This is a genomic window from Aureimonas sp. SK2 (assembly GCF_029813115.1).
In the GTDB taxonomy this organism is placed as follows: domain Bacteria; phylum Pseudomonadota; class Alphaproteobacteria; order Rhizobiales; family Rhizobiaceae; genus Aureimonas.
This window is the reverse complement of sequence record NZ_JAPZDS010000005.1, coordinates 12,800-31,407: the sequence shown is the minus strand read 5'-3', so window position 1 is coordinate 31,407 and position 18,608 is coordinate 12,800. Positions and strand designations below refer to the sequence as shown.

Genomic DNA, 18,608 nt, shown 5'->3' with positions numbered 1-18,608 from the left:
CTCCAGGCCGCCCGGTCGAGGGCCTCAGCCCTTCCAGGCCTGCCCACGGTCGCATCCAGCCTCCCCGGCCGTCTGGACGGATCCTAACAAAAGGTTCCTGTCAAAAACCTGTCACGCTCGCCACCTGCCTTATTGCGGTGCAACGATCTCCATCCAGGTGTCCAGAAAGCGGGCACGCCGCTGCCGGTCGAGGCCGACGAGAAGCGAAGGGCCGAGCGGCACGGGCTGGACGGCGCCACGCCCGAGCGCCGAGATGTGCTCGGCGGTCCAGAGCCCTGGCGTGCCGGGCACGACGGCCCCGAGCGCCGCGGGGCCGGCGAGGATCGACTGTCCGTCCTGCGAAAGGGCGAACTCGATGAAGGCCCTGGCAAGATCCGTCCGCGGCGCGCCGACCGGCACGAACATGGACCGCGTCACGACCAGCACGTAGTCGTCGGGCACGACGATGCCGATGCGCGCGCCGGCCGCAGCCCGCGCGAAGGCGTAGGAGCCGAGCACGTTGTAGCCGAGCGCGAGATCGCCACGCTCCACGCCGTCGAGAATGCCGGGGCTTGCGCCCGAGAGCTGGACGCCGGCTCGGCCGAAGGCGCTGGCCAGACGCCAGAAATAGGATGAAACGGACTGGTCCTGAGCCGCCAGCATGTAGCCGACGCCCGATCGAGCGACGTCGTAGGTCGCGATCTTTCCGGCGAGCCGCACCGCCTGCCCTTCCAGAAGTTCGGCGAGCTGCAGATGGCTCCGCGGCACCTCGTCTTCGGTGAGGATGTCGGGGTTGTAGACGATCACCGCCGGCTCGAAGGTGAAGCCGAAGAGCTCTGAGCGCCATTGCGCCCAGCCCGGCAGGGCGGCGGCCGAAGGCAGGTCGAGGCTCTGGGCGAAGCCGTCGTTGACGAGCTTGACCTGCAGGTCGGAGGCCGAGCTCATCATGATGTCGGGCGGCGGCGTCATGCCTGTGGAAAAGGCCTCGAAGATGCCGCGCGTCTCGCCCTCCTCGTAGGTGACCGTCACGTCCGGCCGGCCGGCCTGGAAGCCGCGCACGAGATGGGAGAAGAGTTCGGTGTCGGTGGCGCCGAGGATACGAAGGCGGGTCGCGCTCGATCCGTCGGGCGCGGGGTAGACCGTCTCGGCTGCGCCCGCGCCGCCGGCGGGCAGGAGCAGAAGCGCGAGCAGCGCCAGGGACGCGACCGCGCGCAGGGCGCCGGCGCCGGCCTTCGCGTCGGCACGCGGCAGGACGAGCCGCACCAGGAGGCCGCCGCCCGGTCTGTCCTCCAGGGCGATGCGGCCACGCTGTGCCTCCACCGCGCGGCAGACGATGGCAAGGCCCAGTCCCGAGCCGCTGGTGCCGGCCGAGGCGGCGCCGCGGCGGAAGCGCTCGAACACCGCCTCCCGCTCGTCTGCCGGAATGCCGGGGCCGCGATCCGCCACCTCGATGCCGACCGCAGCCTCGGGCAGCGCGGCGACGGCGATGTCCACCGGGCCGCGGCTGTAGGTCAGGGCGTTGTCGACAAGGTTGCGCAGCATCTCGCGCAGGACAACCCGGTCCGCCCCGAGGCTGGCTTCCGAAAGGCCCGGCGCGATGGATACCGTGACGCGGTCGGCGAGGTCCGGGTCGAGCCGCCGGACCACCTCCGAGAGAACCGCGCCGATCGGCGTCGCGCCGGCGGGTGCGGTGTCGAGGCGGTGCGAGATGGTCGCGTCCATCAGGAGCTGCGAGACGAGCTGGCTCGCCTGCACGGCTTCGTCGTGGATGCGCCCGACCTGGGCTCGCAACGCCTCCGGATCGGCCTCGCCGCGCGCGACCTCGGCCTGGAGACGGAGCGAGGCGAGCGGTGTGCGCACCTCGTGCGCGGCTTCGGCCACAAGGGCTTCCAGCCGCTCGCGCGCGGAGCGCAGCCGGGCCATGAAGTCGTTGAGCGCGCCGACGAGCTGAGCGGCTTCCTGCGGCACGGGCAGATCGACCGGCGACAGGTTTTCGGGCGCCCGGGCGCGAAGGTGCCGTTCCAGGGACAGGAGCGGTCGGAAGGCGCGGCCGATGCCGAACCAGAGGATCGCGAGCGCCAGGAGAAGGAGCGAGACCACCGGCAGAAGCGCGTTCTGGAAGATCTCCGCCGACAGCGCCTCCCGCTCGCCGAGCGTCTCGGCGACGCGGACCGTCGCCCAGCCGGAGCCCGAAGCGGTGGCGACGAGGCGACCCGCGCTCGCCACCCGCACCGGCTGGCCGCGATACACGGCATCGGCGAAGGTCGGCTCGCTGTCGTCCTCGGGCGGCAGTCCTTCGGACAGGTCGGGATAGCCGGTGACGTTGACCCCGTCCGGCCCTTCCACCGCGTAGAAGATGCGGTCGCGGCCGGAGAACATGGAGAAGGAGGCGAGCGGCAGCTCCACCGTGACCTCGCCCTCCTCGAGCTGAACGGCGCCGGCAATGGTCAGGGCCGAGGCGCCGAGCAGCCGGTCGAAGGCGCGGTCGGAAGCGCGCTCGGCATAGTCGCGGATGAAGGCCACGAGCACGAGGGCAGCGAGCAGCAGCAGGAGCGTCGCCGCGAACAGGACGCGCCGACGGATGGAGACGGCTCTACCCTCCATCGCGGACCCGCGCGACATAGCCCGTGCCGCGCACGGTGCCGATCTCCAGCGCCGAGCCCTCCAGCTTGCGGCGCAGGCGCGAGACGTAGAGTTCCAGCGCGTTGGTCGAAACCGATTCGTCGAAGGAGAAGAGCTGCGCCATGAGCTGTTCCTTGCCGACCACGACGCCCGGCCGCGACAGGAGGATCTCGAGGAGCCGGAATTCGCGGCGCCCGATATCCAGACGCTCGCCGCCGCGGCTGACCGCGTGGCCGGCAAGATCCACCGTCACGTCGCCGAAGGCGGAGACGCTGGAGGTCTGTCCGGCCGGGCGGCGCAGGAGGGCGCGCAGGCGAGCGTCGAGTTCGCGCAGGTCGAAGGGCTTCACGAGATAGTCGTCGGCGCCCTGGTCGAGGAGGCTCACCTTGTCGTCGATCTCCGAGCGCGCGGTCATCACGAGGACGGGCACGGCCGAGCGGGCGCGCCGCAACTGCGAGATGACCCAGAGCCCGTCGCGGCCGGGCAGGGTCAGATCGAGGATCACCGCGTCGAACGTGTCGAGCCCGAAGGCCTCCACCGCATCCTCGGCGCTTTTCACCCATTCCACGGCGTGGCCGGCGCCGCGCAGATGGCGGTTGACGGCATCGCCCAGTCCCTCGTTGTCCTCCACCAGGAGCATGCGCATGAAAGGCCGGTCTCGCGGATCGGTCGGAAAGGCCCGACCATAGGATTTGCGGCGCCGCTTGGGAACCATGGCGAAGGCGTGACGGAACGGCCGATTGATTCCGTGCGCCCCCTGCCGCTATCGCTCGGGCAGGGCGCCGTCCGGCGCCGCTGTTCCGAGAGGCGGGTCCTTCCATGCATTCCATCGCGCGCGTCGGCCTTGCCGCCGAACTCTTCGACCATGCGGAGCGGCACGGACCCGTGACGGTCGGCGTCGCCGGCGCCGGGCAGATGGGTATCGACCTCCTGGTGCAACTGAAGCTGATGCCGGGCGTGCGGCTGGGCGCCGTGTCCACCTCGCGCCCGGCGGAGACGGAAGAGGCGCTCGCCTATGCCGGCTATGCGCCTGAGGAGAGCGCGCGCGCCGAGCGGGCGGCCGATGTCGACCGGGCGATCGAGGCGGGCCGCGCGGCCATCGTGCCCGACGCCTCGCTCCTGTGCGAGGCCGGCCGGATCGACGTGGTGGTGGACGCGACGGGGAGCCCCAGCTTCGGCACGACGCTGGCGCTCAAGGCCTTTGCCGCCGGCAAGCATGTCGTGATGCTGAACGTCGAGGCCGACATCGCGGTCGGACGTCACCTCAACGCGGCGGCCAAGGCGGCGGGCGTCGTCTATACGGGCGCGGCCGGCGACGAGCCGCAGTCGACGATCGAGCTGATCGGCCTTGCCCAGTCGCTCGGCCTCGACATCGTCTGCGCCGGCAAGGGCAAGAACAACGCGCTCGACTTCAACGCCGTGCCCGCCGACTACGAGGCGGAGGCCGCGCGCCGCAACATGAACGCGCGCATGCTGGTGGAGTTCGTGGACGGCTCCAAGACCATGGTGGAGATGGTGGCGATCGCCAATGCCACCGGCCTCGTGCCGGACGTGCCGGGCATGCACGGTCCGAACGCCACGGCCGAGGACCTCGCGCAGGTGCTGTGCCCGCGCGAAGACGGGGGCATCCTGTCGGGCATGGGCCGTGTCGACTACACGATCGGCAAGGGCGTCGCGCCCGGCGTCTTCTGCGTGGTGAAAGGCCGGCATCCGCGCATCACCGAGCGCATCGCCGACCTGAAGGTCGGCCCCGGCCCCTGCTTCGCCCTGTTGCGCCCCTTCCACCTCACCTCGATCGAGGTGCCGCTCTCGGCGATCCATGCCGCCGTCCATCGCCGGCCGCATCTTGAACCCCTGGACAGGCCGGTGGCCGAATGCATCGCGGTCGCCAAGCGCGACCTCCAACCCGGCGAGCGGCTCGGCCGCATCGGCGAGACGCAATATCGCGGCTTCGCCATGACGTGGGGAGAGGCGCGCGCGGCCGGCGGCCTGCCGCTGGGGCTCGCGGAAGGCGCGAGGGTGACGGCCCCGGTGAAGGCCGGCGAGAAGATCACCTATGCCAATACCACGCCGGACGAGAGCCTGGAGATCACCCGCGTCCGCCGCGCGCTGGATGCGGCGGACGAGCGGTTCGTCGGGCAAGTGGCCTGAGTCCTATCGCGTAAAGGCGATCGGCACGGTGATCGAGACGCTGCCATCGGGCGGCGCCGGGAAGGGGCTGGCGCGGCGGACCAGCGACAGCGCCGCCTCGTCCAGCACCGGATTGCCGGACGAGCCCGCCAGGCGGATGCCTGTGGCGGCGCCGTCGGCGGCGATGGTGAAGGCCACGCGCACCGTGCCCGTTCCTCCGCCGCGCGGCGTGCGCTTGAAGCGGTTGAGCCGGGCCTGCACCTGCGATTGCCAGCGCGCCGGCGACACGCTCGGCCGCGCCCGCTGCCCCTGCGAGGCGTCGGGTGCGGCGCGCGAGGCGCTGGAGGCGGCCGGAGCAGGCTGACGCCGCTCGACCCGCGGCCGCTCGCGCGGGCGTTCCGCCTCGCGGCGCGGCTCGGGCCGGCGCTCGGCCACCTCGCGCTTCGGCTCCGGGGGGCGGGGCCGCGCGCGTGGGATCGGCGCGTTGATCACGGCCTCGGCCTGCTGCTCGACGGCGGGCGGCGGTTCGGGCTGGGGCTCCGGCGACGGCTCGGGGAGCGGTTCGGGCTCCGGTTCCTCCACAGGCGGCGGCTCTTCCACCGGCGGCGGCGGTTCCTCGACGGGTGGCGGAGGTTCGGGCTCGGGCGGCGGCGGCTCGGGGGCCGGCTGCGGTTCCGGCGGTGGCGGTTCGGGCGGCGCTTCCTCCGGCTCGACGGCCGGCTCGGGCGCCTCGATCGCGGGCGCGGCCGGTGGCGCGGCTTCGGGCGGGGCGAGTTCCATCAGGATCGGCGCTTCCGGCGCGCCGGCCGGCGGCGTGGCGACCGGCGGCATCTGCACGAAGGCATAGGCGAGCGCGGCGTGGGCGGCGGCGATGGTCAGCGCCGCGGCGCCCCAGCGGGTGGCGCTCGCCCAAGCGGAGCCGCGCTCGAAATCGGCGGGGCGGGCCGGCGTCATGGCTGCGGGGCGGCCCCGGTGTTCGGCGCGGCGGGGGCGGCGCCGGTGTTTTCGAGACCCACCAGCGCGATCTTGAGATAGCCGGCGTCGCGCAGCGCGTTCATGACCTCCATAAGGTCGCCGTAGTCGACGGAGGCGTCCGCCCGAAGGAAGATGCGCTCGTCATGGTTGCCGCCCGTCCGGGCGTCGAGCGCGGCGCGGAGCGCCTCGCGCGCGACCGGCTCCTCGCCCATCACGAGGTTCAGGTCGTCCTGCACGGTGAGGTAGAGCGGCTCGTCGGTGCGCGGCTGGGGTTGCGCGTTGGAGACCGGCAGATCCACCGGCACGTCCACCGTCGAGAGCGGGGCGGCCACCATGAAGATGATGAGGAGCACCAGCACCACATCGATGAAGGGCGTGACGTTGATCTCGGAGACTTCGCCCGAATCGTCGTCGTCGGAACTCTTGAGGCTGACACCCATCGCGCCTACTCCGCCGCCGCCGAGCGCGGATAGCCGGCCGCGCGCGAGGCGAGGCCCGTGACCTTAGCCCGGTCGAGATCGCGCGACAGGTGCTGGAGAACGAGCGCCGAGGCGTCGGACAGGACCGCCCGGTAGCCCGAGATGGAACGGGCGAAGACGTTGTAGATGATGACGGCGGGAATGGCCGCGACAAGGCCGATGGCGGTCGCGAGCAGCGCCTCGGCGATGCCGGGCGCCACCACGGCGAGGTTGGTGGTGTTGGCCTGGCTGATGCCGATGAACGAGTTCATGATGCCCCAGACCGTGCCGAACAGGCCGACGAAGGGCGCCGTCGAGCCGATTGTGGCCAGGAGGCCGGTGCCGCGCGCCATGCGCCGGCCGGCCCGTGCCTCGATGCGCTGCAGCGCGATGGCGACGCGCTCCTTGATGCCCTCGGCCGGCAGGGGGCCGGAACGGGCGCGCTCCTCCGCCGCCGCCCGCACCATGGCCGCGACGGGGCCGCCCTTCCAGCCGTTGTTCTCCAGCGTCTCCAGCGCGGGCAGGCCTTCGGCGCGCGTCAGGCGACGAACGCCCGAGCCGGCGCGTGTCTTGGCGCCCGTCAGTTCCAGAACCTTGGCGAGCCAGATCGTCCAGGTGACCACGGAGGCGAAGGCGAGGCCGACCATCACGGCCTTCACGACGTAGTCGGCCGCCATGAACATGCCCCAGGGGGACAAGTCGTGCGGCAGGGTGGCGGTGCCGACGTCCGGGGCTTGCGCCTCGTCGGCTGCGGGAGCGGCCGCACCGACCGTAGGAGCGGCCGCGGACTCGGCTTCCGGCGTGGCGGGGCTGCCGAGCGGGGCGATCGTGTTCGGCAGGCCGGAGGGGAAGACGGTGTCGGGTGTTTGGACTGCGGGAGCCGGCGACACGAGGCTTTGAGCGTTCGGGGCCGGCGTGCCCGCGTCCTGGGCGAGGGCGCCGCCGACGGGAAGCGACAGGACGAAGCACGAGCCGAGGATCGCGCGCCTCAGACCCGCCGCACGCCGAGCCGCAAGGAGAACCATGTTGAGTGCCATCGTCGACCTTTTCGCCGATCGGGCGAGGCGCCGCCCGTGCCGGGAGCCGTCCGTCCACTCGGGTCGGATGGGTGCCGGCAATACATGAACCATTAAGTCATGTTTTCCATACGCACCGGCCCTCGCTCGCACAAGCCCTTCGCGCGACTCTTCCCCCGAAGGCCGGCCGATCGTTGGCCGGGACCATCGACTTGGGCGAGGCGTGCTCCACCATATGGCCCGAGACCTCCCAGTCGCGTGAGCGATCCCGGCCGCGCCACGACGGAGCTTCAGAGAAGGAACGCCCCATGAGCGCGAACCCCGCCCCCTCGGATGCCGCCTCGAACCGCGGCGGCTCGCCCGAGCAACTCGCCATCGACACGATCCGCACCCTGTCGATGGACGCCGTGCTGAAGGCCCATTCCGGCCATGTCGGCGCGCCGCTCGGCCTTGCGCCCGTCGCCTATACGCTGTGGACCGAGTTCATGCGCTACGATCCGGCCCGGCCGGACTGGCCGAACCGCGACCGCTTCGTGCTGTCCGTCGGCCATGGCTCGATGCTGCTCTATTCGGTGCTGCACCTCGCCGGCGTCGAGGAGATCGACGCCCATGGGAAGAAGACTGGCAAGCCCGCTGTCTCGCTGGAAGACATCGAACAGTTCCGCCAGCTTTCCTCCAAGACGCCGGGCCACCCGGAATACCGGATGACCACCGGTGTCGAGACGACGACCGGTCCGCTCGGCCAGGGCTGCGGCAACTCGGTCGGCATGGCGATCGCCGAACGCTGGCTGGCCGCGCGCTACAACAAACCGGAAGCAAAGGTCTTCGACCACGACGTGATCGTGCTCTGCGGCGACGGCGACATGATGGAGGGCGTGTCCTCGGAGGCCGCCTCGCTGGCCGGCCACCTCAAGCTGTCGAACCTCCTCTGGATCTACGACAACAACAAGGTGTCGATCGAGGGCTTCACCAGCCTCGCCTTCTCGGAGGACGTCGCCGAGCGCTTCCGCGGCTACGGCTGGAAGACGCTGCATGTGTCGGATGCCAACGATCTCGGCGCGATCCGCAAGGCTGTGGAGGAATTCCGCGCCACCGACGACCGGCCGACGCTGGTCGTCGTGGACAGCGTCATCGGCTACGGACTCAAGAAGCAGCAGGGCACGGCGGCGGCCCACGGCGAAGCCTTCGACGCCGAGGACGTGAAGGGCGCCAAGCGCGCCTACGGCTGGCCGGAGGATAAGAGCTTCTACGTACCGGACGGTGTCGCGGAAGATTTCCGCGGCCGGCTCGAGAAGCGCGGCAAGGCGGCGCGAGAAAAATGGGAGGCCGATTTCGCCCGCTACCGGCAGGCCCACCCGGAGCTCGCCGCCGAGATCGACGCCATGCGCGAAGGCAAGCTGCCGGACGGCTGGGATGCCGGCATCCCGAGCTTCGAGCTCGACGCCAAGGGCATCGCCTCGCGCGATGCGTCCGGCAAGGTGCTCAACGCGATCGCCGAGCGCGTGCCCTTCCTCCTCGGCGGCTCTGCGGACCTTGCCCCGTCCAACAAGTCGAAGCTCGGCTTCGAGGGGGCGGGATCCTTCGGGTCCGACGACTATGCCGGACGCAATCTCCATTTCGGCATCCGCGAGCACGGCATGGGGGCGGTCGTCAACGGCATGGCGCTCTCCTACGTGCGCCCCTACGGCGCGACCTTCCTGGTCTTCTCCGACTACATGCGCGCGCCGGTGCGCCTGTCGGCGATCATGGAAATCCCGGCGGTCTGGGTGTTCACGCACGATTCCATCGGCGTCGGCGAGGACGGGCCGACCCACCAGCCGGTGGAGCATCTGGCGAGCCTGCGCGCCATTCCCGGCCTCAACACGATCCGCCCCTGCGACGCCAACGAGACGGCGGAGGCCTGGCGTGTCGCGATGGAGCAGACCCACGAGCCGACCGCGCTCGTCCTCTCGCGCCAGCCGCTGCCGACCCTCGACCGCTCCACCTTCGCGCCCGCCTCGGGCCTGCGCCGGGGCGCCTATGTCCTCGCCGAGGCCGAGGGCGGCAAGCCGGACGTGATCCTTCTCGCCACCGGCTCGGAGGTCTCGCTCTGCGTCGCCGCGCGCGAGAAGCTGTCGGCCGAGGGCATCAAGGCGCGGGTCGTCTCCATGCCCTCCTGGCACCTCTTCGAGAAGCAGGACGAGAGCTACCGCGACGAGGTGCTGCCGCCGGGCGTCATGGCCCGCGTCGCGGTCGAGCAGGGCGGCTCGCTCGGCTGGGACCAGTATGCCGGGTCGAAGGGCGCCAAGATCGTCATGAAAACCTTCGGCGCCTCGGCCCCCATCGCCAAGCTCCAGGAGAAGTTCGGCTTCACGGTGGACAACGTCGTCAAGCTCGCCCGCGAACAGGCGGCCGCCGGCCGCTGACGCTTCCCATCCCTCGACAGACAACGAAAATCGCAGGCTCAACATGCAGATCGCGATCATCGGCCTCGGCCGCATGGGCGGAAACATCGCCCGCCGCCTCATGGCGCACGGCCACGAATGCTTCGTCTTCGACCGCAACGCCGAGGCCGTCTCCGGCCTTGCAGGCGAAGGCGCCAAGGGGGCGGGCTCGCTCAAGGAACTGGCCGGTCTCTTCAACGGCCGGCGCGTCTTCTGGGTGATGCTGCCGGCGGGCGAGCCGACGGAGGCGACGATCCGCGAACTCGGCGACCTCGCCGCGCCCGGCGACGTCGTGATCGACGGCGGCAACTCCTTCTACAAGGACGACATCCGCCGCTCCAAGGAGTTGGAGCCGAAGGGCGTCCGATATGTCGACGTCGGCACGTCGGGCGGCGTCTGGGGCCTGGAGCGCGGCTACTGCATGATGATCGGCGGGCCCGAGGACACGGTGCGCGAACTGGATTCGATCTTCGACGCCCTGGCGCCCGGCTACGGCGACATCGAGCGCACGCGGGGCCGCGACGCGCCGGACGACCGGGCCGAGCGCGGCTACATCCACGCCGGGCCGGCGGGCGCCGGGCACTTCGTGAAGATGGTCCACAACGGCATCGAATACGGGCTGATGCAGGCCTATGCCGAAGGGTTCGACATCCTGAAGACCAAGAACTCGGAACACCTGCCGGAAGACGAGCGCTACGACCTCAACCTTCCCGACATCGCCGAGGTCTGGCGGCGCGGCTCGGTGATTTCGTCCTGGCTCCTCGACCTCACCGCGATCGCCCTGGCGGGCGACAAGGACCTCCAGCACTTCTCCGGCAACGTCGCCGACTCGGGCGAAGGGCGCTGGACCCTGGAGGCGGCGATGGAGGAGGCCGTGCCGGTCAACGTGCTCTCCGCCGCGCTCTACGCTCGCTACCGCTCGCGCCAGACGGCCACCTTCGGCGACAAGATGCTGTCCGCCATGCGCTACGGCTTCGGCGGCCATGTCGAGATCCCGCAATAGGATGGCCGATACGCTCGACCCCGCTCTCGCCCGATCCATCCGCCTCGTGATCTGCGACATCGACGGCACGATCGTGCGCGACGACAAGACGCTGTCGGAGGCGACGGTCGCGGCGGTCGCCGAGGCGCGCGAGGCGGGGATCTCCGTCACCCTCATCAGCGCCCGGCCGGCGAGCGGGTTGGGGCAGATCGTGCGCGACCTCGGCATCGCCGGCGCGGTTGGCGCGTTCAACGGCGGCACGCTCTTCACGGCCGGCGGCGAGGTGATCGAGGCGCACCGGCTCGACCCGGCCGATGCGCGGGCCGCGGTGGAGCGGCTCGACGCGGCGGGCGTGCCGGTCTGGGTCTTCGCCGACGGTCTGTGGCTCGCCCGCTCGGAGGATGCCCTCCACGGCGACCGCGAGCGCAAGGCGGCCCGCCTCGACCCGACCATCGTCCAGGACTTCTCGCCCTGGTACGACCGGACCGACAAGGTCGTCGGCGTGTCGGACGACCATCCGCTGGTGGAGCGCATGGAGCGCGAGATCGCGCGGCTTCTCGGGGGCAGCGCCAACGTCGTGCGCTCGCAGCTCTATTTTCTCGACGTGACCGCGAAGGCCGCCAACAAGGGCGACGGCGCGGCCTTCCTCGCGAAGGCCCACGGCGTGCCGCTCTCCGAGACGGCGGCGGTCGGCGACATGCCGAACGACATTCCGATGCTGGAGCGCGCCGGGTTCGGCGTCGCCATGGGGCAGGCGGACGCGGCGGTGCGCGCCGCGGCGGGCTATGTCACCGCCTCCAACGAGGAGGACGGCGTCGCGCGGTTCCTGAAGAGGCTGGTGGACGCGCGGCGGGCGGGCGCGTCCGCCACCTGAAACCCGCCTCCTTAGCGGAAAGAAACCGGGCCGATCCTCGTTGGGAGGGCATGACGGATCCGCAGCCCTCCGACGCCGGCGCGACGCTTCTCGCCGAATGGCCGTTTCCGACGGCCGCCGCGCTCGGCTCGCGGGTGCGGGCGCTCGGCATCGAGCGGGAAATCCTCGGGCGCCTCGCCTTTCCCGACCGGAAGCACCTCACGGTCGCGGACGGCCGCATCCGCCTCACCTTCGCCGCCGGGCAGGAGCAGCGGCTCGGCGAGGCGTCGCGGGTCGTTCAAACCGCTTTGGATGAAATTGATACACTGCCCGTCCTGCCGCGCGAGGTCGACGACATCCTCACCATTCTGCCGCGCGAGCGGCTGAAATGGACGCGGGACGGCCGGCTGCGAAGCGCCGGCACGCGCACGGTGAAGCTGCGGGGTCGCGCCAAGGCCGTGACTTTCCACGTCTTCGACCCCCGGCAGATCGAGGACGTGCTCGACCGCGACCTCGCCTCCCTCTGGCGCGCCGAGGATGCCGAGGCGGCGGCCGAGAATCGCCGGCGCGCCGCGGGCAAGGCCGCTTTGTCGCGCGGGGCGAAGACGGAGCGTGGAACGAAGCCTGCGAAGCGGCGGGGGGAGAAGCGCGAGGCCGATCCCGCCCTGCGGGAATGGGAGACCTTCGACGCCGAAGGCTTCCTGCGCTGAACGCGTCAGCGGACTCGGCGCGTCGGGGCGTGGAAGTCGGGCGGCTTGCCGGCGATCCATTTCAGGAAGCGGGCAAGATCGGGGTTGGAGGCCAAAGGCAGCTCGTCCCGGGCGTGGCGTTCGAGATCGACGTTCGAAAAGCAGGCGTGGATCGTCCGGTGGCAGATCGGATGCACCGGAACCGTATCGCGGCCGCCCCGACTCTTCGGCAAGGGGTGGTGCCATTCGATCCGGCGGCCGAGCGGACGCGAGCAGAGCCAGCAGGGCTCCTCCGCCCGGACGGCGGTCTCCGGCGCCTCTTCCTTCCAGCCTCGATGCTTTCTCACCACGCGTGTCGCCCGCTGAAGTTCTCCCGCGCAGATGCGGCGCCGGCCGCGCGGCTTCAAGGCGGCGGAGGGTCGCAGCCCCCGACCGTCCGGCGTCGAAGGGGCGACATCCGGCGCGGCGCACCCCATATGAGGCAGGCGGGCCGAGATGCCCGATCGAGATACAGGGAGCGGCCGATGAGCGTGGCCTTCGTGAAGGAGCCGAACGAGGATCAGGTCGAGGCCCTGCCCGAGCGCGACCTCGGCACCGATCCGAACTTCGTGACCCCGCGCGGTCTCGCGCTCCTGGACGACGCGATCGCGCGGGACAGCGCCGCCGTCGAGCGGGCGCGTGCGGCCGGCGACAAGATCGCGGTCGCCATGCTCCATCGCGACCTGCGCTACTGGCGCGCCCGGCGCTCCACCGCCGAGGTCGTGGAGCCGCAGGCCGACAGCGAGACCGTCCAGTTCGGCCATGCGGTCTCGATCCGCCGCCGGAACGGCAAGGTTCAGACCTATCGCATCGTCGGCATCGACGAGGCCGATCCCGCGGAAGGGTTGATCTCCTACCTCTCGCCGCTCGCGCGCCAGCTCGTCGGCAAGGAGGAAGGCGAGACCGTGGGGATCGCCGGTGCGGAGGCGGAGATCGTCGCCTTCGCCATGGCGGACTGACGCGCGACCGCTTGGCGCGAGCCGGCCGTGTTCCGTATGATGGTCCGGCTCGGCGCCGGGCGTCATCGCGACGCCGCCGGCCGGACCATCGGGGAGACGAGCCATGCCTTTCTCGCATACGGTGGAAAGCACGGTCTTCCGCTTCGAGACGCTCGCCGACATGCTGGCCAAGGCGTCGCCCCCGCGCTCCGGCGACGCGCTGGCCGGGCTCGCGGCCTCCGGCCCGGTGGAGCGTCTGGCCGCGCAGATGGCGCTGGCCGACACGCCGCTGAAGACCTTCCTGGCCGAGCCGCTGCTGGCCGATGCGAAGGACGAGGTAAGCGACCTCATCGAACGCCAGTTCGACGAAAGGGCCTTCGCGCCCGTCTCGGGCCTGACGGTCGGCGCGTTTCGCGAATGGCTGCTCGCCGCCGACGGCGCGGCCATCGCGGCGCTGGCCTGGGGGCTGACGCCGGAGATGACGGCGGCCGTGTCCAAGATCTGCCGCCTGCAGGATCTCGTCGCCATCGCCGCCAAGCGGCGCGTCGTCACGCGGTTCCGCACGACGATCGGCCTCGAGGGGCGCCTGTCCACCCGCAACCAGCCGAACCATCCGACCGACGACACGGCCGGCATCCTCGCCTCCGCGCTGGACGGCCTCCTGATGGGCTCGGGAGATGCCGTCATCGGCGTGAACCCTGCGACTGACACGGTGGCGGACTATGTCCGCATCGTCTCGGCGCTGGAGGAGTTGCGCATCCGCCTCGGGGCGCCCGTCCAGCACTGCTGCCTCGGCCATGTCACCGTCGCGATCGATGCGATGGCCAGGGGTGCGCCGGTGGATCTCGTGTTTCAGTCGGTCGCCGGCTCGCAGAAGGCCAATGCCGGCTTCGGCGTCGACCTCGCCACCCTGCGCGAGGCCCATGACGCCGGTCGCGCCCTCGGCCGCTGCCCGGCCGGCGGCCAGTTCCTCTATTTCGAGACGGGGCAGGGGGCGGCGCTTTCGGCCGACGCCCATTTCGGCATCGACCAGCAGACCATGGAGGCGCGCGCCTATGCGGTGGCGCGAGAATTCGACCCGCTCCTCGTCAACACGGTGGTCGGCTTCATCGGGCCGGAATACCTCTTCGACGGCAAGGAGATCGTCCGCGCCGGGCTGGAGGACCATTTCTGCGGCAAGCTCCTCGGCCTGCCGATGGGGGTGGACGTCTGCTACACCAACCATGCGAACGCCGACGGCGACGACATGGACGCGCTCCTGACCCTTCTCGTCGCGGCCGGCGTCAACTTCGTCATCACCGTGCCGGGCGCCGACGACATCATGCTGAACTACCAGTCGCTCTCCCACCACGACGCGGCCTTCGCGCGCGAGACGCTGCGCCGCCCGCCCGCGCCCGAGTTCGAGGCGTGGTTGCAGGGCGTCGGCATTCTCGACGGCCAGGGGCGCCTCGGCGCCTCGCCGCGGCCCCTCGCCGACATGGCGGCCCGGCTGCCGCAACTCTCAGGCCCGAGGGCGGCATGAGCGACGACCTGTCCAAGTCGTCCCCACCGCTCGACCTGCGTCGCCTCACCGGCGCGCGCGTCGCGCTCGGCGCGGCGGGGGCGGGCGTGCCGACGTCGGCCCAGCAGCGCTTCCTGCTCGACCATGCGCGGGCGCGCGAGGCGGTGTGGACGGAGGTCGACTGGCCGGCCGTGCGCGGGCTTCTCGACGGCGGCGGCCTCGCCAGCGTCGAGGCGGAGAGCCGAGTGCGCGACCGGGCGGAGTATCTGCGCCGTCCCGACCTCGGCCGGCGCCTGTCGGAGGCCGCGCGCGAACGGCTCCGCGGCGAGGAGCAGGGCGCCGACCTCGCGGTGGTGATCGCCGACGGTCTGTCGGCGACGGCGGTGACGCTGAATGCCGCTCCGCTCGCGCTGCGCATTGCCGAGCGCGCCGGGGCGCGCGGCTGGCGACTGGCGCCGGTGGTGCTGGCGCGGCAGGCGCGCGTCGCGCTCGGCGACGAGGCTGGCGCGGCGCTGGGGGCGAAAGTCGTGGTGCTCCTTGTGGGCGAGCGGCCGGGTCTTTCGGCCGCCGACAGCCTCGGCGCCTATCTCACCCATGCGCCGGAGCCCGGTACGCCGGATTCGCGGCGCAACTGCATTTCCAACATCCGCGAGGGCGGCCTGCCGGTCGAGAGCGCCGCGCGCCAGATCGAGGATCTCGTCGCGCGGATGCTCCGGCAGGGGCGCAGCGGCGTGACCCTCGCCCGGACGGACGAGGCCGCCGCAATCGAGGGTTAGACCCGCGGCTCGGCACGCTGGAGCAGGCCGCGATAGATCTCCTCGTCGTCGCAAAGGCCCGCGAGACGGCCGAGGTCGTCCACCAGGAGGATCGGGTGGTTGGTCTGGCGCTTGAGGGCGATGGCGGCGCGCAGCCGGAGGTCCACCGGGGCGACGATCACGTCGCAGGCCCGGTCGATCCGCCCTTCCTCGCCATCGGCATGGCCGAGCGTGCCGCCGTGCCCGTCGATGCGTACGCCGACCGGACGGTCGGCCTCGTCCACCTCCAACCGGACGCCGCCCGTCTCGTCGAGGAGCAGTGTGTCGCCCTCGCGCTTGAGCGAGCGGAGCGGGCGCATCACGGCCGAGCCCTTCAGGACGTTGAGCGGGTTCATGTGCCGCACGAACTCGGCGACATAGGGCGTCGCGGGCGCGAGCAGGATGTCGTCCGAGCGGCCCCATTGCACGATGCGCCCGTCCTGCATGATGGCGATGCGGTTGCCGAGCTTCAGCGCCTCGTCGAGATCGTGGCTGACGAAGAGGATCGTCTTGCGGATGGTCTTCTGGAGTTCCAGGAGCTCGTCCTGGAGCTTGGTGCGGATCAAGGGGTCGAGCGCCGAGAAGGGCTCGTCCATCAGGAGGATGTCGGCGTCGGTGGCGAAGGCGCGCGCGAGGCCGACGCGCTGCTGCATGCCGCCGGAGAGTTCGTGGGCGTATTTGTCGGCCCACTTGGTCAGGCCGACCATGGCGAGCTTCTCGTCCACGACGCGGTTGCGCTCCGCCTTGCCCATGCCCTGCAGCTCGAGCCCGAGGCCGGCGTTCTCGCGGACCGTGCGCCAAGGCAGGAGCGCGAACTGCTGGAACACCATGGAGACGGTGTGGGTGCGCACGTCGCGCAAGGTGGCCTCGTCGCAGGCGGCGACGTCCACCGGCCGGTCGCGGTGGTGGACGAGGACCTGGCCGCGCGCCACCTCGTTGAGCCGGTTGACCGCGCGCAGGATCGTGGACTTGCCCGAGCCCGACAGGCCCATCAGGACGCAGATCTCGCCGCGCTCGACGGAGAGGTTCACGCCCGCAGCGCCCAGCACCGCGTCCGTGGCCTGGAGGATCTCGTCGCGCGTGCGCCCCTGGTCGATCAGGCGCAGCGCTTCCGATTGCCGGTCGCCGAACACGATGTCGACGTTGCGGAACTCGATGGCGGGATGGCGGGTCTCGGCCATGGGTCAGCGTCCCTTAGCGCGGCGCGGCTCGGGCGCCTTGCAGATCCGATCGAGGAGGATGGCGAGGATGACGATGGCGAGCCCCGCCTCGAAGCCCATGCCGATATTGACGGTGTTGAGCGCGCGCACCACCGGCTTGCCCAGCCCGTCGGCGCCGACGAGGGCGGCGATCACCACCATCGAGAGGCTCAGCATGATGCACTGCGTGACGCCCGCCATGATGGTCGGCAGGGCATGCGGGAGCTCGACCTTGTAGAGAAGCTGCCGCTTCGTCGCGCCGAACGCGCTGCCGGCTTCGTGCAGGGCCTTGGGAACCGCCGAAATGCCGAGATAGGTCAGGCGGATCGGGGCGGGCAGGGCGAAGATCACGGTGGAGATGAGGCCCGGCACCGCGCCGAGGCCGAAAAGCACCAGCGTCGGGATGAGGTAGACGAAGGTCGGGATGGTCTGCATCAGGTCGAGGAAGGGGCGCAGCGCCGTGTAGACCCAAGGGCGGTGCGCGGCGACGATCCCGAGCGGCACGCCGATGACGACGCAGACCAGCGTCGCGCAGAAGACCAGCGACAGGGTCTGGATCGTCTCCGTCCAGTAGCCGAGATTGACGATCAGGAGCAGCGACAGGACGGCGAAGGCGGCCAGCGCGATCGAGCGGTGGAGCAGCCACGCGCCCCCTGCCACCAGGACGATGAAGACGAGCGGCGGGATCAGCGACAGGCCGGCCGTCAGCCCGTCGATCAGCGAGCCGAGCACCAGCGAGATCGTGTCGAAGACCCCTTGCGCATGGGTCGTCAGCGCGTTGACGAAGTCGCGGAGCCAGACGCCCAAGGGGATCTTGTGCTGGGTCAGCCAGTCGAGCATGCCGGATGGTTCCTTGTGTCTCGGCTCGAAACGCGCAGGGGAGCGGTTAGCGCGGCTGGCGCGGCGCGGGAAGGGGGCGCGGGCGGTTTCGGTCCGCCCGGCCCCGAGGCGGCGTCAGCCTTTCAGCGCGGCCTCCACGGCGGCGTCGGCCGGCTGTCCGTCGAAGGTGGTGACGCCCGCGAGCCAGGGCTTCCAGGTCTCGGGGTTGGCCGCCAGCCATTTGGTGGCGGCCGCCTCCGCCGCCTCGCCGTCGTTCAGGATCGCGCCCATGATCTCGTTCTCCATCTTGAGCGAGAACACCACGTTGGCGAGAAGCTTGCCGAGGTTCGGGCATTCCGCCGACAGGCCCTTGCGCGTCAGCGTGTAGATCGTCGCCCCACCGTAGTTCGGCCCGAACACCGCGTCCCCGCCCGAGAGGTAGGAGAGCTGGAAGTTGGCGTTCATCGGATGGGGCTCCCAGCCGAGGAAGACCACGGGCTTCTCTCCGCGCGTCTGGCGGGCGACCTGCGAGAGCATGCCCTGCTCGGAGGATTCCACCAGCTCGAACTTGCCCAGGCCGAACTGGTCGGTCTCGATCATGCCGAGGATCAGGCGGTTGCCGTCGTTGCCGGGCTCGATGCCGTAGATCTTGCCGTCCAGCTGGTCGTGGAACCTGGCGATGTCGGCGAAGGACTTGAGGCCCTGGTCGTAGAGATAGGTCGGGACGGCGAGCGTGTACTTGGCGCCCTCCAAGTTGGCGCGGATGGTCTCGATCGATCCGTCCGCCTTGTAGGGGGCGAGGTCGGCCTCCATGGTCGGCATCCAGTTGCCCAGAAACACGTCGATGTCGCCGTTCTTCATGGAGGCGAAGGTGACGGGCAGGGCGAGGACGTCGGTTCGGGGCTGGTAGCCGAGGCCCTGGAGGACGGCGGAGACGGCGGCGGTGGTGGCGGTGATGTCCGTCCAGCCGACATCGGCCAGGCGCACGGTCTGGCAGCTCGCGGGATCGGCGGCCTGGGCGGCGGCCGGGGCCACGGCGCCGAGCGCAAGGGCGAAGCCGAAAAGGGCCAGGGGGCGGGACATCGTCATGGGGTATGCTCCTGTCGATGAGAGCGTCGAGCTCTTGGACGCAAGATGCGGATGCCGGTCGCTGGCCGGATCATCGATGGATGGGCCAGGCGCTATTCGAGA

General features: G+C 71.0%; 17 protein-coding genes. 8 read left to right on the top strand and 9 right to left on the bottom strand.

The features are described from left to right. Positions 1 to 129: 129 nt before the first annotated feature. Both O5O54_RS07925 and O5O54_RS07920 read right to left on the bottom strand, forming a co-directional pair. Entirely contained in the window at positions 130 to 2,583 is a 2,454-nt protein-coding gene (locus O5O54_RS07925) for an extracellular solute-binding protein (protein ID WP_279480460.1), read from the bottom strand. After that, entirely contained in the window at positions 2,573 to 3,247 is a 675-nt protein-coding gene (locus tag O5O54_RS07920; RefSeq protein ID WP_279480458.1) for a response regulator transcription factor, read from the bottom strand. Before O5O54_RS07920 ends, O5O54_RS07925 begins: the two co-directional genes overlap by 11 nt. A 173-nt stretch (positions 3,248 to 3,420) precedes the next feature. Between O5O54_RS07920 and O5O54_RS07915 the strand changes: the two genes are divergently transcribed. Beyond that, complete coding sequence (locus O5O54_RS07915; RefSeq protein WP_279480457.1) at positions 3,421 to 4,752, top strand: homoserine dehydrogenase; 1,332 nt, start codon at positions 3,421 to 3,423, stop codon at positions 4,750 to 4,752. A gap of 3 nt (positions 4,753 to 4,755) precedes the next feature. Here O5O54_RS07915 and O5O54_RS07910 read toward each other — a convergent pair whose 3' ends face one another. Genes O5O54_RS07910 through exbB form a run of 3 tightly spaced genes read right to left on the bottom strand, consistent with a single transcriptional unit; the run spans position 4,756 to position 7,201 of the window. After that, on the bottom strand, positions 4,756 to 5,685 hold the full coding sequence (locus O5O54_RS07910) for an energy transducer TonB (protein WP_279480455.1): 930 nt from the start codon (positions 5,683 to 5,685) through the stop codon (positions 4,756 to 4,758). After that, a complete protein-coding gene (gene exbD / locus O5O54_RS07905; protein WP_279480452.1) occupies positions 5,682 to 6,146 on the bottom strand; it encodes a TonB system transport protein ExbD in 465 nt (154 codons plus the stop codon). The genes O5O54_RS07910 and exbD overlap by 4 nt, the downstream gene beginning before the upstream one ends. 5 nt (positions 6,147 to 6,151) lie before the next feature. Next, entirely contained in the window at positions 6,152 to 7,201 is a 1,050-nt protein-coding gene (gene exbB, locus O5O54_RS07900) for a tonB-system energizer ExbB (RefSeq protein WP_279480450.1), read from the bottom strand. A 287-nt stretch (positions 7,202 to 7,488) separates the two neighbouring features. On the opposite strand from exbB, the gene tkt reads away from it, so the two are divergent. The 4 genes from tkt to O5O54_RS07880 are packed head-to-tail and all read left to right on the top strand — an operon-like array spanning position 7,489 to position 12,148. After that, positions 7,489 to 9,585 (top strand): transketolase, encoded by a 2,097-nt coding sequence (gene tkt / locus O5O54_RS07895; RefSeq protein ID WP_279480448.1) that lies wholly within the window; start codon positions 7,489 to 7,491, stop codon positions 9,583 to 9,585. 43 nt (positions 9,586 to 9,628) lie between these two features. Further along, entirely contained in the window at positions 9,629 to 10,606 is a 978-nt protein-coding gene (gene gnd, locus O5O54_RS07890; RefSeq protein ID WP_279480446.1) for a phosphogluconate dehydrogenase (NAD(+)-dependent, decarboxylating), read from the top strand. Position 10,607: 1 nt separating this feature from the next. After that, a complete protein-coding gene (locus O5O54_RS07885) occupies positions 10,608 to 11,459 on the top strand; it encodes an HAD family hydrolase (protein ID WP_279480443.1) in 852 nt (283 codons plus the stop codon). Between the two features lie 50 nt (positions 11,460 to 11,509). Then, entirely contained in the window at positions 11,510 to 12,148 is a 639-nt protein-coding gene (locus O5O54_RS07880) for a hypothetical protein (RefSeq protein ID WP_279480440.1), read from the top strand. 5 nt (positions 12,149 to 12,153) lie between these two features. Here O5O54_RS07880 and O5O54_RS07875 read toward each other — a convergent pair whose 3' ends face one another. After that, positions 12,154 to 12,474 carry an HNH endonuclease gene (locus tag O5O54_RS07875; protein ID WP_279480438.1) on the bottom strand — a complete coding sequence of 107 codons (321 nt, stop codon included), beginning with the start codon at positions 12,472 to 12,474 and terminating at the stop codon, positions 12,154 to 12,156. A 177-nt stretch (positions 12,475 to 12,651) separates the two neighbouring features. Between O5O54_RS07875 and O5O54_RS07870 the strand changes: the two genes are divergently transcribed. The 3 genes from O5O54_RS07870 to eutC all read left to right on the top strand — a co-directional run bounded on the left by O5O54_RS07870 (position 12,652) and on the right by eutC (position 15,381). Next, positions 12,652 to 13,125, top strand: a complete 474-nt coding sequence (locus O5O54_RS07870; protein WP_279480437.1) for a GreA/GreB family elongation factor — start codon at positions 12,652 to 12,654, stop codon at positions 13,123 to 13,125. 103 nt (positions 13,126 to 13,228) lie between these two features. Beyond that, complete coding sequence (gene eutB, locus O5O54_RS07865; RefSeq protein ID WP_279480435.1) at positions 13,229 to 14,626, top strand: ethanolamine ammonia-lyase subunit EutB; 1,398 nt, start codon at positions 13,229 to 13,231, stop codon at positions 14,624 to 14,626. Beyond that, positions 14,623 to 15,381 (top strand): ethanolamine ammonia-lyase subunit EutC, encoded by a 759-nt coding sequence (gene eutC / locus O5O54_RS07860; protein ID WP_279480433.1) that lies wholly within the window; start codon positions 14,623 to 14,625, stop codon positions 15,379 to 15,381. The genes eutB and eutC overlap by 4 nt, the downstream gene beginning before the upstream one ends. On the opposite strand, the gene choV is transcribed toward eutC, so the two are convergent. From choV to O5O54_RS07845, 3 genes are all read right to left on the bottom strand, one after another. Further along, on the bottom strand, positions 15,378 to 16,580 hold the full coding sequence (choV, locus tag O5O54_RS07855) for a choline ABC transporter ATP-binding protein (protein WP_279480429.1): 1,203 nt from the start codon (positions 16,578 to 16,580) through the stop codon (positions 15,378 to 15,380). The two genes, eutC and choV, sit on opposite strands and share 4 nt — an antisense overlap. A gap of 3 nt (positions 16,581 to 16,583) precedes the next feature. Continuing rightward, entirely contained in the window at positions 16,584 to 17,438 is an 855-nt protein-coding gene (choW, locus tag O5O54_RS07850; protein ID WP_279480427.1) for a choline ABC transporter permease subunit, read from the bottom strand. A gap of 114 nt (positions 17,439 to 17,552) precedes the next feature. Further along, complete coding sequence (locus O5O54_RS07845) at positions 17,553 to 18,500, bottom strand: choline ABC transporter substrate-binding protein (RefSeq protein ID WP_279480783.1); 948 nt, start codon at positions 18,498 to 18,500, stop codon at positions 17,553 to 17,555. Between the last annotated feature and the right edge of the window lie 108 nt (positions 18,501 to 18,608).